The sequence below is a fragment of the Gordonia hankookensis genome (assembly GCF_014673215.1).
In the GTDB taxonomy this organism is placed as follows: domain Bacteria; phylum Actinomycetota; class Actinomycetes; order Mycobacteriales; family Mycobacteriaceae; genus Gordonia; species Gordonia hankookensis.
In genome coordinates, this window is sequence record NZ_JACWMS010000001.1 from 702,529 (window position 1) to 717,192 (window position 14,664).

A 14,664-nucleotide genomic window follows, 5' to 3' on the forward strand; every position below is an offset into this window, starting at 1 on the left:
CGGTGGTCAGGCGGAAGTGCGGACCGGCTCTCCGGCGTCCCAGTACTTCCACAGGTTCTCCGCGAGTTCACGATATGCATTGGCGCCCTTGTTCTTTCGGCCGCGCATCACCGACGAACCAGAGGCCGACGCCTCTGCGAACCGCACCGTGCGGGGAATCGGCGGCTCCAGTACCGGGAGGTCGTAGCGGTCCGAGACGTCGGACAGGACGTCTCGGCTGTGCGTGGTCCGCGCGTCGTACAACGTGGCCACCGCCCCGAGCATGGTCAAGCCAGGATTGGTGATCTGCTGCACCTCGGTGACGGTCCGGAGGAGTTGCCCCACGCCGCGATGGGCCAGCATCTCACACTGCAGTGGCACCACCACCTCGTCCGCGGCGGTCAACCCGTTGAGGGTGAGCACCCCCAACGACGGTGGACAGTCGATGAGGACGACGTCATAGTCCTCGGCCACCTCGGCGAGCGCCCGTTTGAGTGCGTACTCGCGACCCGGCCGCATCAGCAGCAGTGCCTCGGCACCGGCCAGATCGATCGTGGCCGGCAACAGGGTCACGTTGTCGTCGGTGTCGAGGAGCACGTCGGCGATCTCCTCCTCGCCGAGCAGCACGTCGTGCACCGAGACCTCGAGCTGGTCGGGATCGTGTCCCAGTGAAAAGGTAAGACAGCCTTGGGGATCGAGGTCGACCACGAGGACGGAGACGTCGAGGTCGGCAAGTGCCGCCCCGAGCGACGCCACCGTCGTCGTCTTGGCCACCCCACCCTTTTGGTTCGCGATGGCGAGCATACGGGTCATGTGCCAACTGTACGGCCCATCAGCGCCGTCGTCGGGGTTAACGCCTGGGCGGGCCGAGGAAAATCGCCGTCGGCGGCGCGAGGGAACTCAGCGCTTGCGCACCCGGGAGCCGTCGTCGGGCGGACCGTCGGGCTCGTACTCCCCCACCAGCCAGCGCGTCGATGACGGACTGAAGATCAGAACCAGGACCGCCAGCGCGGCGATGGCCAGCGGTATCCCGAACCACGGCTGATGACTGTCGGTGAGCAGCGCGTACGCAACCGGTAGCAGCAAGATCTGGGCGACCACCGCGATCGCGCGCCCCCAGCGCCGCCCGGTCAGCAGAGCGATCCCGCCGACCACCACGCCTGCGCCGATGATGCCGAACCACGCTGCCGTTCCGTAACCGCTGATCGCGGCCTCCCGGTGACCGCCGGCCTCGCGGATCGCCAGGACGATCGCCACGATGACCGCGATCGCACCTTCCAGCGCCGTGACCGCCCCGGCCACCCGGATGGTCGTCGGCACCTGCCCGGAATCGGCCTGTTCATCCGGCTCCCGGTGCTGGTCGTCGCCTGCATCGGCGTTGCCGCCCCGCTTCGTGCTCACCCGTCCAGACTATGGGTGAGTACTCGTGCGGCGCCGCTCGCCCCCGTACGAGACGGACCCCACGCCCGCACCGACGACGGGCGGATGTACGTCACACCTGCAGACCCAATATCGTGGGGTCTCGTGCGCGTCATGCTCATCGTCAATCCATTCGCGACGGCCACCAGTCCGGCAGGCCGCGATGCGCTCGCGCACACCCTCGGTTCCCGGTTCACCCTCGACGTCGAACACACCACGCACCGCGGACATGCGGGCGAACTGGCGCAACGAGCGGTCGCCGAAGGCGTCGACGTCGTCGTCGTGCACGGCGGAGACGGATCGGTGAACGAGGCCGTGAACGGAATCCTGGGGGCCCCGGGCGCCACCGATCCGACCCGCCGGCTGCCGAGCGTCGGCGTGATCCCCGGCGGTAGCGCCAATGTGTTCGCCCGCACCCTGGGCATGCGCTCGGACCCGCTGGCGGCCACCGCTCAGATCATCGACCTCCTCGAGGCCGGTCGGTGCAGGCGGATCGGCCTCGGTCACACACAGGACCGCTGGTTCCTGTTCAACACGGGCATGGGTATGGACGCCGTCGTGGTCCACGCCATGGAGGACAAGCGCCACGCGGGCAAGGCCGCGACTCCTTCTCGGTATCTGTGGACGACCGTCGCGTCCTTCGTCCGCCATGCCGCCAGCCGCGCGTCCTTCACTGTCGAGATCCCCGACCATGAACCCATCACCGACGTCCGATACGGGTTCGTCAGCAACACCAGCCCGTGGACGTACTTCGGTGACTACGAGATCCGGACCAACCCGACGACCGGATTCGACACCCGCCTAGGGCTTTTCGCGGCGACCTCCACATCGGTGGCGCGGAATCTGCCCCTCGCCGCGCGGTTGCTCACGCATCGCAACCCGAAGGCCCGGCATCTCCATCGCGACGACGACGTGGCGTGGGTGCGGTTCCGGGCCGATGAGCCGATCGACGTCCAGATGGACGGTGACTACATCGGGGCCCACCTGTCCATCGAATTCGGCTATCGACCGGAGGCCCTCGCGGTGGTGGCACCCGACGACGAGACCATCAGCACGACGGCGAGCACGGCGTAGGGAACGGCGGCCACAGCGAACGACGTCGTCGGCGCGAGCCACTCCGATCCGACCGCCCACGCACCGAAGGCGGCGATCGCGACTGTCTCCTCACCCACTCCGACCACCGAAGTGATGGTGGCACGGGCCCCCGAAGGGATCCGGTGCTGCATCATCGTATCGGCCATCACCAACGACCAGCCGAAGACGCCGAATGCGAACGCCACCAAGATGATTCCGGCCGGATGACCGGAAATGGCCCCGATCGCCAGAGCCACGGCGCCGGCAAGCAGCCACGGCGCCAGACGACGCGGGCGGAAGTCGGTCACGTCGGTGCGTGATGCCGCATGGCCACCTGCGATGTCCCCGACGGCCACCACCACCATGAGCATCGAGACGCCGGTGGCCGCCGCCGGCCCCGGCGCCGTGGCGCCCGACCACATGGCGTCTGCCAGCAGTGGCAGATACTCGTCGAGCGCCGCCACCCAGGTCAGTGCGATCAGCAGGACGACGACACGTCGAAGCCCTGGGTCGCCGCGCAGGCCGGTGAGCGCCTCGCCGACGACGATGCGCCACCCAGCCGCGGTTCCACCGCGCGCGGGATCGGCGTCGTCGTGTTCGGCCTGGCGCCGTGGCGGCGCATCCTCCGGCAACATCGCCGATGATGCCGAGCAGACGATGCACGCCAGAACGCCGGCCGCCCCTGCGGCCGAATACCCGCCCCAGGCGGTCAGCGGGACCGCAGCGGCGGTCCCGAGCAGGACTCCGGTCGCCCCCATCGCCCGGACCCGACCAGCGAGGCCTGCATACTGCAGGGCCTGCCCACGAGCGGCGAGAGTGTCATAGAGCAGCGCCTGCAGCGACCCCGAGCGCAGCGCCGTACCGGCGGCCCACAGCACGAATCCGGCAGCAAAGGCGCCAAACGACGGCCACCACGTCCACAGGGCGAAACCGGCCCCGCTGCACAACGGCCCTGCCACCAGCAGCATTCGTCGCGGTACGCGATCGGCCAGCACGCCGGTCGGGATCTCGAATACGAAAGAGCATGCCGACCACACGATGAACAGCGAGGAGATCGAGGCCGCCGACAACCCTGCCCCCGGTATCGTGGGGTCCGCGAACATCACCGCATAGAGCGGATAGAGCGGGATGGCGTCCTCGGCCAGAGCGGCAACATAGGCAGCCGCCCTCAGTCGATGTGATGAAGATCAACATCGTCGTCGTGGCATGACTCACAGAATACTGCGGTTGACTCCAATGCCACCAGTGATCCGTGACGACGACCTGGGAAATCGGGCGAATTCCACGTGAAGAACGGGTAGACTAGTACATCGGTGCACAACGAGTGCAAGCACCCCCAGGAAATCGGGGTGGTCACCACAGTGATATTGCACACGTGTTAACGGAACACCATTGACTTCGCCTGGATTCGTGAAAGTATTCACAAGCAACAGTGCGGAAACATTTGGTGGGTCCGCGTGAACTAGCGGTTACAGCCACAACAAACCAGACATGGGAGTTGTCGAGTGGTGCGCAAAACGCACCTGAAGGAGAAGGAATGGACTGGCGTCACAACGCAATCTGTCGCGACGAAGATCCGGAACTGTTCTTCCCAGTGGGAACCAGTGGCCCGGCCATCGCGCAGATCGCTGATGCGAAGCTCGTCTGCGCCCGGTGCCCCGTCACGGCCGAATGCCTTTCGTGGGCCCTGGAATCCGGCCAGGATGCAGGCGTCTGGGGAGGCATGAGCGAAGATGAGCGGCGTGCGCTCAAGCGGCGCACCGCACGTACCCGGACGCGCAGCAGCGTCTGAGGGCATGACCCCGAGCCGCGTGAGCGGCCATGAAAGAGACCCGGCCTCCGCCGGGTCTCTTTCGTTGTACGGACAGTTGCCGGCAACCTGACCTGTTGAGCGAACGCGGATTTCGTGCCTGGTATGCCGTAACCCGAACCGGTAACCGATAATTCGGCTCGACGAGCCTGCGATCGGTTGTCGCGCACGGCTAACGCAACGGAATGACGATGTTCACCTCGGTGCCCCGGCCCATCGGGTTCGGGCCCATCGTGAGGGCGCCACCCAATTCGATCGACACGAGGGTCTGCACGATCTGCAATCCGAGTCGGTCTGACGTCGCCACCTCGAAGCCCTCCGGGAGTCCGGAACCGTTGTCACGCACAGCGATCCGCAATTCCCGGACATCCCGGTCGGCGACCACGTCGATCTCGCTGTCGCCCGTCTGCCCGGTGAACCCGTGCTCGATGGCGTTCTGGATCAACTCGGTCAGCACCATCACCAGCGGCATCGCCAATTCGGCGGTGAGCACGCCGAGTCGATCGCGATGGGTGACCCGAACCGTGGCATCCCCGGACGCGACGTCCACCAGGATGGGGACCAGCCGGTCGACCACCTCGTCGAGGTCGACCTCCTCGTCGACGCTCCCCGACAGCAGTTCGTGGACGAGGGCGATCGATGCCACCCGGCGGACCGCCTCCGTGAGAGCGCCACGGGCCTCCGGGTTGGTCGTGCGGCGGGCCTGGAGTCGCAGCAGCGCCGAGACCGACTGCAGATTGTTCTTCACCCGGTGGTGGATCTCCCGGATGGTGGCGTCCTTGCTGATCAGTGCCAGGTCGCGGCGCTTCACCTCGGTGACGTCACGGATCAGCACCACCGCCCCGGTGCTGGCACCGCGCGGGCGCAGCGGAACCGCCCTGAGCAATGCCGTCGCGCGCCGCGCGTCCGCTTCCATCCGCATACCGACGTCGCGGTACGGTCCGGCGGGCGGTGCGGTGGTGCCGACTGCCTCATCGATCATCACCGCGACGTCCTCGGATTCGAACGGGTCGGTCAGCAACGACGCGGCCACCTCGGACAGCCGGGTGTGGGTGAGCTCGGTCGTCCACCCCATCCGGTGGAACGCCGACAACGCGTTGGGACTTGCATAGACGACCATGCCGTTCTCGTCCACCCGGACGAAACCGTCGCCGGCACGCGGTGTGGACAGGCCTCGCGGATTGCCCTCCACGTGCGGAAACGAGCCGTCGGCGACCATTTGGCACAGATCGTTGGCCGAGTCCTGATACGCGAGCTCCAGCGGCGAGGGCAGGCGCGGATGGGTCAGATCGACGGCACGGGTCAGCACGGCGATCACACCGTCGTCAGCGGTGAATCCGACGGGCACGGCCTCACGCCTGATCGCCACCGCACCCAGCCATTTCGGATCCTCGTCACGCAACACCCGGTCGGCGGAGAACGCACGTTCGAGCTGCCGGTTGACCGTGGGATCCGCGATACGCCCCACCTCGTCGCTCGGGAAGACGGTCGAGGCCGTGTTGGGCCGGCACTGGGCCACCGTGACGATGTCGCCGTCCTCGGTGCGCACCGACATCAGGAAGTCGGCGAACGACAGATCAGCGAGGAGCTGCCATTCGGCGACCAGACGCTGCAGATGCGCGGCCGCGGCATCCGACAACGTGGTGTGCTCGGCGAGAAGGTCGGCAAGGGTGGACATGACGTGATGGGCTCAGTGGAGCTGCGATCGCAGCGAGGTCGGCGATGAAGGGTTCGGTGGCACCGAGGACGGATTACTCGTAGACGGCGATGGTGTCGCCGGCCTGGATGACGTCACCGACCTTGACCTTGATGTCCGCGATCGTGCCGGATTCCTCTGCGAGGACAGGGATCTCCATCTTCATCGATTCGAGCAGGAAAAGCGTGTCGCCGACGTCGACCTGTTGACCGGCCCTCGCCCGCACCTCCAGCACGCTTGCCACGATCTCTGCAACGACGTCTTCAGCCATGCCACATAACCTAGCCCATTCCGATGGCCACACGGCGAGGTCTGGGCACCTCTCGACGGCTTCTCGCCGAGCGGCGCGCCGGCCCCTACGGGCTCGAAACGAGGCGATTGGGACCACGGACCCCGGACATGGGACAATCAAGGACGCACACAGCACGAAGGAGATCCGTCATGGGTAAGCGCGGACGCAAGAAGCGCGCTCGGAAGAAGAACGCTGCCAACCACGGCAAGCGTCCCAACTCCTGAGTCGAGCACGACTCAGCCGAGTACGAGCACAACGTCCGGGCGCCTGCCGACCACTTCACGTCGTCACGGCGCCCAGAAAAACATCGAGAGCATCCACCCGCTTCGAGAGCACGACTCTCTGGCAGTTGGATGCTCTCGACGTCTCAGGGGCCGTCGAGACCCGCTCAGTCGGCCGAGCCGCCGGTCTCCCGAACGATGACAGTCTTGCGGATCTCGATCCGCAACCGGTCACGCAGCCCCTCGGGTGCGTGTTCGCCACCGCACTTGCGGTTGATCAAGGTCTTGAGCTGCTGCTCGATGCCGTAATGGGCGAAACACGACGGGCAGCTGTCCAGATGCCCCTGCAAGCGCGATCGTGCGTCCGAATCGCACTCGTTGTCGAGCAGCAACCACACATCGGCGATCACCGCCGAGCAATCGAGCTGCAGAAACTCCGGATCGATGTCGTCGGAGCCCATTCGTGGCTCCTCGGGACGAGGTGTGCCGCTCATCGCGCCGCCCCGCTCTCCGAGGTCTGGGCGGATCGATTGAATCCACGTTCGCGAGCCACGTCGGCGAGCAGCTCACGCAGTTGACGGCGTCCGCGATGCAAGCGTGACATGACGGTGCCGATCGGCGTGTCCATGATCTCGGCGATCTCCTTGTACGGCAGACCCTCCACATCGGCGTAGTACACCGCCATGCGGAAGTCCTCGGGCAATTCCTGCAGCGCTGCCTTGATGTCGTCGTCCGGCAGGGCGTCGAGCGCCTCGATCTCGGCCGACCGCAAGCCGGTCGAGGTGTGCTCGGCAGTGGCGGCGAGCTGCCAGTCGGTGATCTCGTCAGTCGGGTACTGCGCGGGCTGCCGCTGCTTCTTGCGATAGCCGTTGATGTAGGTGTTGGTGAGGATCCGGTACAGCCAGGCCTTCAGGTTGGTGCCCTCGCGGAACGAGGAGAAGGCCGAGAACGCCTTGACGTACGTCTCCTGGACCAAGTCTTCGGCATCGGCCGGATTGCGCGTCATCCGGAGCGCCGCACCGTACATCTGGTCGAGCAGCGGCAACGCATCGCGCTCGAAACGTTCGGTGATGGCCTCGGGCGACTCGCCCGGATCGGCGCGGCGCGGCGCCTGTGACCCGGCACCGGCGGACTTCGATGCCGACTCGGACGCTTTCGCCTGGGCCGGCTCTGCCCGGTCGATGTCCTGGGGCGGCTGATCCTGTGAATCGGGTTCGACCACTACGATCCCTTCGGTGACGGCATGCGCGGAGAGAATGCCCGCAGCCGGCGTGACCTCACGGGACGCCGGCACGGTCTTTCCGCTGTCGGTCCAGCTTACCGATGCCTTCGCGGTCGCGAGGCCGCGCGGGTCGACGGCCTCGGCGAACCTGTCGTGAACCGCTGGAGTGGGTGCGAGCAAGCCGGTGGTCATCAGGCTGATCGACCTTCCTTCGGAGTCGGGAGAGTGCAGTGGTCGCGGCGACGACACGGCTCTCGCCTTCGTCGCCAACCCTGTCAACAGACGCACCGCGACAAATGTTCCAGAACGACCGATGCGTTTCGGTCCCGACCAGGAAGGAGGCGATCGAATGGCAGCGACTCCGGCGGTCAGGGCGCTCGAACGCGCAGGCATCGACCACGCCGTACACCGATACCCGCACGATCCGCGCAGCGACTCCTACGGCGACGAAGCCGTTGCCGCTCTCGGTGACGGTCTCGGCGTCCACGCCGATCAGATATTCAAGACGCTGGTCATCGACATCGCAGGCACACTCGCCGTGGCCGTGGTCCCGGTACCGCGGCGTCTGTCGCTCAAAGCGGCCGCCGCCGCATTGGCGGAGGCGACCTCCGGTGGCACCAAGGCACGGATGGCCGACGAGAAATCGGTGACCCGCGCGACCGGTTACGTCCTCGGCGGGGTCTCACCGATAGGTCAGCGGACGCTGCTGCCCACGGTGGTGGACCGGACGGCGCTCGACTGGCCGGAGGTCTTCTGCAGCGCCGGGCGACGTGGTCTGGAGGTGTCACTGGCGCCGGCAGACCTGATCTCCGTCATCGGTGCCGTCGTGGCCGACGTCGCGACCTGACGCCGCGCGCAGACGAGCACACCGTCTCCGGTCGCGTGACAGCATGGAGACCATGTGCGGACGTTATGCGGTGACCACCGACCCGGCGAAGCTCGCCGCGGAGATCGATGCGATCAACGAAGTCCCGGTCCCCCTGGACCCGGGCAGCGGCTCAGGTCGCGCCGAGGACTCGTCCACGGCCGAACCGGTCGCTGCGGAGTCTGCCGACAGCGAGCCGGCCGCTACCGACAAAACCACTCGGCGGGCGCCCGGCGCGAACTACAACGTGGCCCCGACCAGCACCGTGATGACCGTGGTGAAACGCCACTCCCCCGACCATCCCGACGACGAACCCGCCTTGCGCATCCGCGCGATGCGCTGGGGTCTGGTACCGCCCTGGGCGAAGGAGGTCGGCAAGGGTCCGCTCCTGTTCAACGCCCGTGCGGAGAGTGCAGCCGAGAAGAGCTCGTTCCGTACGTCGGTCAAATCCAAGCGCTGTCTGGTCCCGATGGACGGCTGGTACGAGTGGAAGAAAGGGCCGGCCGACGCCAAGGGCAGGCCGACGAAGGTGCCGTTCTTCATGTCACCGCACGACGGCACCCGGTTGTTCATGGCGGGCCTGTGGTCGGTGTGGCGGCCGAAGGGCGCGTCGAAGGAGGAGCCTCCGCTGCTGAGCTGTTCGATCCTCACCACCGATGCCGTCGGTCAGCTGCGCGACGTACACGACCGGATGCCACTGATCATGCCGTTCGCGCAGTGGGACCAGTGGCTCGATCCCGACCACACCGCACCCGAGGATCTCTTCGCACCACCGACCGAAGAGATCGCGGACGCCATCGAGATCCGTGAGGTCGCACCGCTGGTCAACCGGGTCGCCAACAATGGGCCGGAGCTCCTCGAACCCGTGTGAGGCCGCTCAGTCCGGGACCAGCACGGCGGCGCCGTCGAATCGTCCCGCCTCGAGGTCGCTCAGCGCGTGATCTGCTTCCGACAGTGGATAGGTATGGGTGGTGGGGGTGATGCCGTATCGCGCCGCCAGTCGCAGGAATTCGTGGCCGTCGTTCCGGGTATTGGCGGTTACTGATCGGATCTCCTTCTCGTAGAACAGTTCCCGCTCGTAGTTCAAAACCGGGACATCGGACAGGTGGATGCCGGCGATGGCGAGGACCCCACCGCGATCGAGTGCCCGCATCGCGACCGGGACCAGTTCGCCGACGGGCGCGAAGGTGATCGCCGCATCCAGCGGCTCAGGCGGGCCGTCGGCCGGGTCGCCTGCCGAGGCCGCACCCAGGGCGAGCGCGAGTTCCCGCGCAGGGCCGGCCCGCGTCATGACATGCACGCGCGCACCCAGGGCGACGGCGAGCTGGGCACACAGATGAGCGCTCGCACCGAAACCGTAGAGCCCGAGTGTCGGCGGCACCGTCAACGTGATGTCGTCGGACCCGGCCACCGTACCGGCCCGCTTCAGCGCCCGATACCCGATGATGCCCGCGCACAACAGGGGTGCCGCGGCGACGCTGTCGAGGCCGTCGGGGATCCGGTAGGCGAACCCCGCAGGTACCGTCGTATACTGCGCGTATCCGCCGTCGGCATCCCATCCCGTATACGACGAGGCGGGACAGAGGTTCTCGGCGCCGCGTCGACAGTAGGAGCACGTCCCATCGGTGCTGCGCAGCCACGCCACCCCCACGCGATCGCCCACTGCGAATCCCGTGGTGTCCGCACCGAGTGCGACGACCTCCCCGACCACTTCGTGACCGGGTGTGACCTGCTGCCGATGAACCGGGAGATCACCTTCGGCGACATGCAGATCGGTGCGGCAGACCCCACACGCGAGTACCCCGACCAACAGTTCGCCCGCGGCCGGATCGGGTGTCGGCTTCTCCACCAGCCGCAACGGGTGTTCGCCGATCGGCCCCGGCCGGATGACCGCCCACGCGCGCATGTGGCCAGGATAGGACGATTCGGGTCGATGCTCAGCTGTAACGGTAGGCGTCGACGGGAAAACGTTCCATCTGACGCAGGGTGCTCAGGGTCGAGTTGGGACGCAGCAGCGCGGCCTCACCGTGCTGATTGAAGTAGTAGCTACGCGCCGACGCGCAGTTGCCGTTGTAGAACACCGACGACTGCAGGTTGTCGGTGACCTCCGCGAGGAACCTGTCGTTCGCATCCGTGGTGACCTCGAAGGTCGTTGCGCCGCGGCGTTTCAACTCACCGAACAGGCGACGCATGTGCTTCATCTGACCTTCGATGGTCGTGAAGTACGACAGGCCACTGTAGGAATAAGGACTGTTGAGCGACAACAGATTCGGGAACGCCGGGACGGTGATTCCCTCGTAGGCCTGAAAACGGTTGTCCCGCCACCACTTCCCCAGATCCCTGCCGTCCCGGCCGATGATCTGGAACGCCGGGAAGTTGACGTCCCACAGATTGAAGCCGGTGGCCAGCACGAGAGTGTCGACGAGGACCTTCTCGCCGTCGGCGGTCACGATCCCGTCGGGTTCGACGCGCTCGATCGAGCTCGTCTGCAACGAGACGTTGGGCTTGTTGAAAGTGCGGAAGTACGTGTTGGAGAACGTCGGACGCTTGCAGCCGAAATCGTAGGACGGCGTCAGCGCCCGCCGGGTCGCGCGATCGCGCACCTGAGCACGCAAGTGCGCCTTGGCGACGAGCGCCGCGAGGCGATTGCCGGGCTTGGCCTGTCTGAAGTGCAGCACCCCGAACACCATGAGCGCCTCGAGCAGGGAGGTGTTGACCATTCGCGCGATCCGTTGGGTGAACGGCACCCTGGCGAAGATCTTCTGCGCACCGGGCGGGATCGCGAAATCGAGCTTGGGCACCACCCAGATGGGCGTCCGCTGGAAGACGGTCAACTCATCTGCGCGCTCGGCGATCTCGGGGATGAGCTGCACCGCGGTCGCGCCGGTACCGATGATCGCGGCACGCTCACCGGCGAACTCGTGGCCGTCCTCCCACGCGGTGGTGTGGATGATGGTGCCCGCGAAGGAGTCGATCCCGGGAAAGTCGGGCGTATGGGGCTGTGAGAGGAACCCGGTCGCGGTGACGAAATACCGACACGTACGCACTCCGCTCCCGGTGGTCACCCGCCAGAGCTGTTCGGAATCGTCCCATTCCGCCGTCCGGACGACCGTGCCGAACTCCATGTGCCGCTTGAGGTCGTACTTGTCTGCGACGTGCTCGGCATACTGTTTGAGCTCGACACCGGGTGCGAACAGCCGCGACCAGTACGGATTGGGCTCGAACGAATACGAATAGGTCACCGATGCGATGTCGACCGCGAGGCCCGGGTAGTGGTTGACGTGCCATGTCCCGCCGAGATCGTCCTCTCGTTCGAGAATGGCGATGTCGTCGATCCCCAGGCGCTTCAGCTCGATTGCGGCACCCATGCCACCGAACCCCGCACCGACGATCACCACGTCATGATCTGGCCGCATGTCCACTCCCGTGTGACGTCAGAGGGACGTCGTCCCCAGAGTTACTGTTACGCGAGACACACTAACCGCCCATCCGCTCTGTGACCAGGGTCCGGCGCCGCGCGACCGATCCGCGCGTGCGGGACTCAGCCGATCGCCGAGCCGTCCCACGACACATCGAAGAACTGTGTCGCCATCAGCTGCTCACGAGTGTTGCGATCGATGCCGAGTTCCTTGCGGTAGTGCAGCACGTGCTGAAGAGACAGCGCCGAGTACAAGAGCGGCAGGCGGTCACCCTTCTGGTCGTACACGCCGGTGGCGCCGCGCGTCGCCACGAGGTCGGTGTGCAGGTGACGGGGGTGCTTCAGGACATCGCGGAGCACCGCCGCAGTGATCATCTTCTTGCGTCCGGGCGGAACGACGACGAGTCCGGCGGGGTCGAAGAGCGCGGTGGCGAACTCGTCGGCGGTCGCAACGGTGCAGCCCGCAGTCGGCCGGGGGTTGCATTCGACCATGTGGTGTACACCATCGCCGGTCATCAGATAGTCGAAGCTGAGCTGCCCGTGCCAGTTCAGCGCTCGTGCCACGGTCTGCGCCGTGGCAAGCGATTCGGGTGACTCGACCGACTCGAAGACGATGCCGCCGCGGTTGTCGATCGCGAGTGGATGTTCGTAACACGAGTGCAGGACCACCTCGCCGTGGTGGACCACACTCCAACTGCAGCGATCGACGCCCTTCAGGTACTCCTGCACCAGCCACGAGTCCTCGGGGGTCGGATGGATCTCATCGAGGTCGGTCTCACCCGCGAGCGGACCGGAATTGGTGATCACGTCCAGACCACCACGCCCGAACGCCGCCCGGGCGAACCACGCATCCCACCGCCCGACGGCCGCCCGCAGTTCGTCGGCCGACGTGGCCGTGATCGACTCCGCCACGGGCAGTCCGAGGTCCCGGCACAGACCTGCGAACGAGACCTTGTCGTGCACCCTCGCCAAGACGTCGAACGAGGGGAAGAACAGCTCAAGGTCCGGCCTGCCCGCCGCGAGCCGATCGCGATGCGCGGCAAGGTAGAACACCTCCTCGAACATCGGCAGGAGCCAGGTGATATCGAATCTGTCCAGTGTGTCGATGACGGCCACGAGGAATTCCTCGGTGTGCTGTGTCGGGGCGGGTACCTCGACATGCCGGTGGGCACCGCGCGAGTGACTGCCCGGCGATGCCGAGAAGGTGTCGGCGGCAGTGACCTCGTGACCGGTGACCCCGAGCTTGTGGATCTCGTCGACGGCGAAGGGCATCCGGGACGTGGTGGCGAGGACACGTTCGACTGACGTGGCGGGACCGTCCATCGACCGACCGTATCCAACCCGGTGTCACCACGCTGGGCGGACGCGAATCATCGGCCCCGGCGAACGCACTCGTGATGAGGAATAGTGTCCGAGGTGATGATGCTGGGTAGGGATATGCGCAACGGACACCCGCGATCGCCCCGCGACGCCGCGGGCGTACGCGCATTCGTGTCCGCGGTCTGCGCGTTCGCCGTGGTCATGCTCGGGACCACGCTGCCCACTCCCCTCTACGCCATCTACTCCGGAGAACTCGGTTTCGGGGTGACGACCACGACCGTCATCTTCGCGATCTACGCGGCGGGTGTGATCGCCGCGCTGATCATCTTCGGACGCTGGTCCGACGTGGTGGGCCGCCGGCCGCTCCTGGTCGCCGGGGCGCTGTTCTCGGTCGCCAGCGCAATTGTGTTCATCACCGCAGGTCCCGTCTGGCAACTCATGATCGGACGCGTCCTGTCCGGACTCTCCGCGGGCATCTATGCCGGCGCGGCAACCGCCGCCGTGATCGAACTGGCACCACCCGGTTGGCGGCAGCGCGCGCCTGCGATAGCGACCGCTGCCAACATCGGCGGACTGGGGCTCGGGCCGCTGATCGCAGGGCTCCTCGCCCAGTTCGCGCCCGCGCCGCTGCATCTGCCGTTCGCCATCGACCTCGTGCTCCTCGTACCGGTCCTGGTCGGGATCTGGCTGATCACAGAGCCCGTCGAGGTCAAGCCGGGAGCGAGGCTCTCGGTGCAACGGCTGTCGGTGCCGCCGGAGGTACGCGGGGTGTTCCTCCGCGCGTCGATCGCAGCCTTCGCGGGATTCGCCGTGATGGGCACCTTCACCGGTGTGACGCCGTCGTTCATCTCGCACATCCTCGGCATCGACAGCCATGCAGTTGCCGGCGCCGTCGTCGCAGTGCTGTTCTTGTCGTCGGCGGTCACCCAGATCGCCGGACGCGGCTACCCCACCGAGCGTGCGCTGGTCGCGGGCTGTGCGATCCTGGTGGCGGGCACCCTGGTCCTGATCGTCGGCCTCCTTGCGTCATCGCTCGCCGCGCTGATCACCGGGGCCGTCGTCTGCGGTATCGGACAGGGACTCTCGTTCAGCAAAGGCCTCGCTGCCGTGGTCGCGGCCAGCCCTGCCGACCGGCGCGCAGAGGTCACCTCGACGTACTTCGTGGTCGCCTACGTCGCCATCTCGATTCCCATCGTCGGCGAGGGAATCGCAGCCTCACACTGGGGATTGCGGACATCTGGCGTGGTGTTCAACGTCGCGGTTGCCGTGCTGGCGCTGCTTGCGCTCGTTTTGACCATGGTCGCGGTGGCCCGGTCCCGGCGCACCGACGACGCCCCCTCGACCTAGC

General features: G+C 66.6%; 16 protein-coding genes. 6 read left to right on the forward strand and 10 right to left on the reverse strand.

Annotation, left to right across the window (positions count from 1 at the left end):
* Positions 1-6: 6 nt before the first annotated feature.
* Entirely contained in the window at positions 7-792 is a 786-nt protein-coding gene (locus tag IDF66_RS03330; RefSeq protein WP_164308840.1) for a ParA family protein, read from the reverse strand.
* Between the two features lie 87 nt (positions 793-879).
* Entirely contained in the window at positions 880-1,299 is a 420-nt protein-coding gene (locus IDF66_RS03335) for a hypothetical protein (protein WP_190266290.1), read from the reverse strand.
* Positions 1,300-1,503: 204 nt separating this feature from the next.
* Between IDF66_RS03335 and IDF66_RS03340 the strand changes: the two genes are divergently transcribed.
* Positions 1,504-2,472, forward strand: coding sequence for a diacylglycerol/lipid kinase family protein (locus IDF66_RS03340; protein WP_190265715.1), 969 nt, complete (start codon positions 1,504-1,506; stop codon positions 2,470-2,472).
* On the opposite strand, the gene IDF66_RS03345 is transcribed toward IDF66_RS03340, so the two are convergent.
* Positions 2,400-3,575 carry an MFS transporter gene (locus IDF66_RS03345; protein WP_190266291.1) on the reverse strand — a complete coding sequence of 392 codons (1,176 nt, stop codon included), beginning with the start codon at positions 3,573-3,575 and terminating at the stop codon, positions 2,400-2,402. The two genes, IDF66_RS03340 and IDF66_RS03345, sit on opposite strands and share 73 nt — an antisense overlap.
* Before the next feature lie 434 nt (positions 3,576-4,009).
* Here IDF66_RS03345 and IDF66_RS03350 point away from each other — a divergent pair, with 434 nt between their 5' ends.
* On the forward strand, positions 4,010-4,264 hold the full coding sequence (locus IDF66_RS03350) for a WhiB family transcriptional regulator (RefSeq protein WP_161062209.1): 255 nt from the start codon (positions 4,010-4,012) through the stop codon (positions 4,262-4,264).
* Positions 4,265-4,454: 190 nt separating this feature from the next.
* Here IDF66_RS03350 and IDF66_RS03355 read toward each other — a convergent pair whose 3' ends face one another.
* Together IDF66_RS03355 and IDF66_RS03360 are read right to left on the reverse strand one after the other, a co-directional pair.
* The gene (locus tag IDF66_RS03355; protein WP_190265716.1) at positions 4,455-5,960 is read right to left on the reverse strand and encodes a sensor histidine kinase; all 1,506 of its coding nucleotides are present in this window, start codon (positions 5,958-5,960) and stop codon (positions 4,455-4,457) included.
* 73 nt (positions 5,961-6,033) lie between these two features.
* Complete coding sequence (locus IDF66_RS03360) at positions 6,034-6,249, reverse strand: biotin/lipoyl-binding carrier protein (protein WP_164308836.1); 216 nt, start codon at positions 6,247-6,249, stop codon at positions 6,034-6,036.
* 170 nt (positions 6,250-6,419) lie between these two features.
* Between IDF66_RS03360 and IDF66_RS24105 the strand changes: the two genes are divergently transcribed.
* Entirely contained in the window at positions 6,420-6,494 is a 75-nt protein-coding gene (locus tag IDF66_RS24105) for a 50S ribosomal protein bL37 (protein WP_370452957.1), read from the forward strand.
* Between the two features lie 164 nt (positions 6,495-6,658).
* Here IDF66_RS24105 and rsrA read toward each other — a convergent pair whose 3' ends face one another.
* Together rsrA and IDF66_RS24005 are read right to left on the reverse strand one after the other, a co-directional pair.
* On the reverse strand, positions 6,659-6,952 hold the full coding sequence (gene rsrA / locus IDF66_RS03365; protein WP_223309103.1) for a mycothiol system anti-sigma-R factor: 294 nt from the start codon (positions 6,950-6,952) through the stop codon (positions 6,659-6,661).
* Positions 6,953-6,981: 29 nt separating this feature from the next.
* The gene (locus tag IDF66_RS24005; RefSeq protein WP_388001009.1) at positions 6,982-7,908 is read right to left on the reverse strand and encodes a sigma-70 family RNA polymerase sigma factor; all 927 of its coding nucleotides are present in this window, start codon (positions 7,906-7,908) and stop codon (positions 6,982-6,984) included.
* Between the two features lie 154 nt (positions 7,909-8,062).
* On the opposite strand from IDF66_RS24005, the gene IDF66_RS03375 reads away from it, so the two are divergent.
* Positions 8,063-8,560 (forward strand): aminoacyl-tRNA deacylase, encoded by a 498-nt coding sequence (locus IDF66_RS03375; RefSeq protein ID WP_164308834.1) that lies wholly within the window; start codon positions 8,063-8,065, stop codon positions 8,558-8,560.
* Positions 8,561-8,612: 52 nt separating this feature from the next.
* Positions 8,613-9,449 carry an SOS response-associated peptidase gene (locus IDF66_RS03380; protein ID WP_190266292.1) on the forward strand — a complete coding sequence of 279 codons (837 nt, stop codon included), beginning with the start codon at positions 8,613-8,615 and terminating at the stop codon, positions 9,447-9,449.
* A gap of 6 nt (positions 9,450-9,455) precedes the next feature.
* On the opposite strand, the gene IDF66_RS03385 is transcribed toward IDF66_RS03380, so the two are convergent.
* From IDF66_RS03385 to IDF66_RS03395, 3 genes are all read right to left on the reverse strand, one after another.
* Positions 9,456-10,484, reverse strand: a complete 1,029-nt coding sequence (locus IDF66_RS03385) for a zinc-binding alcohol dehydrogenase family protein (RefSeq protein WP_190265718.1) — start codon at positions 10,482-10,484, stop codon at positions 9,456-9,458.
* A gap of 31 nt (positions 10,485-10,515) precedes the next feature.
* Positions 10,516-11,994, reverse strand: coding sequence for a flavin-containing monooxygenase (locus tag IDF66_RS03390; RefSeq protein ID WP_190265719.1), 1,479 nt, complete (start codon positions 11,992-11,994; stop codon positions 10,516-10,518).
* Between the two features lie 125 nt (positions 11,995-12,119).
* Positions 12,120-13,319, reverse strand: coding sequence for an ATP-grasp domain-containing protein (locus tag IDF66_RS03395; RefSeq protein ID WP_190265720.1), 1,200 nt, complete (start codon positions 13,317-13,319; stop codon positions 12,120-12,122).
* 99 nt (positions 13,320-13,418) lie between these two features.
* On the opposite strand from IDF66_RS03395, the gene IDF66_RS03400 reads away from it, so the two are divergent.
* Positions 13,419-14,663, forward strand: coding sequence for an MFS transporter (locus IDF66_RS03400; protein ID WP_388001012.1), 1,245 nt, complete (start codon positions 13,419-13,421; stop codon positions 14,661-14,663).
* Position 14,664 lies beyond the last annotated feature (1 nt).

Bases quoted from the DNA above. Each gene is read 5' to 3' on its own strand.
- rsrA (WP_223309103.1), bottom strand. From the start codon at position 6,952: ATGGGCTCCGACGACATCGATCCGGAGTTTCTGCAGCTCGATTGCTCG.
- IDF66_RS03390 (WP_190265719.1), bottom strand. From the start codon at position 11,994: ATGCGGCCAGATCATGACGTGGTGATCGTCGGTGCGGGGTTCGGTGGC.
- IDF66_RS03380 (WP_190266292.1), top strand. From the start codon at position 8,613: ATGTGCGGACGTTATGCGGTGACCACCGACCCGGCGAAGCTCGCCGCG.
- IDF66_RS03385 (WP_190265718.1), bottom strand. From the start codon at position 10,484: ATGCGCGCGTGGGCGGTCATCCGGCCGGGGCCGATCGGCGAACACCCG.
- IDF66_RS03330 (WP_164308840.1), bottom strand. From the start codon at position 792: ATGACCCGTATGCTCGCCATCGCGAACCAAAAGGGTGGGGTGGCCAAG.
- IDF66_RS03375 (WP_164308834.1), top strand. From the start codon at position 8,063: ATGGCAGCGACTCCGGCGGTCAGGGCGCTCGAACGCGCAGGCATCGAC.
- IDF66_RS03350 (WP_161062209.1), top strand. From the start codon at position 4,010: ATGGACTGGCGTCACAACGCAATCTGTCGCGACGAAGATCCGGAACTG.
- IDF66_RS03395 (WP_190265720.1), bottom strand. From the start codon at position 13,319: ATGGACGGTCCCGCCACGTCAGTCGAACGTGTCCTCGCCACCACGTCC.
- IDF66_RS03355 (WP_190265716.1), bottom strand. From the start codon at position 5,960: ATGTCCACCCTTGCCGACCTTCTCGCCGAGCACACCACGTTGTCGGAT.
- IDF66_RS03400 (WP_388001012.1), top strand. From the start codon at position 13,419: ATGCTGGGTAGGGATATGCGCAACGGACACCCGCGATCGCCCCGCGAC.
- IDF66_RS03345 (WP_190266291.1), bottom strand. From the start codon at position 3,575: ATGTTCGCGGACCCCACGATACCGGGGGCAGGGTTGTCGGCGGCCTCG.
- IDF66_RS03360 (WP_164308836.1), bottom strand. From the start codon at position 6,249: ATGGCTGAAGACGTCGTTGCAGAGATCGTGGCAAGCGTGCTGGAGGTG.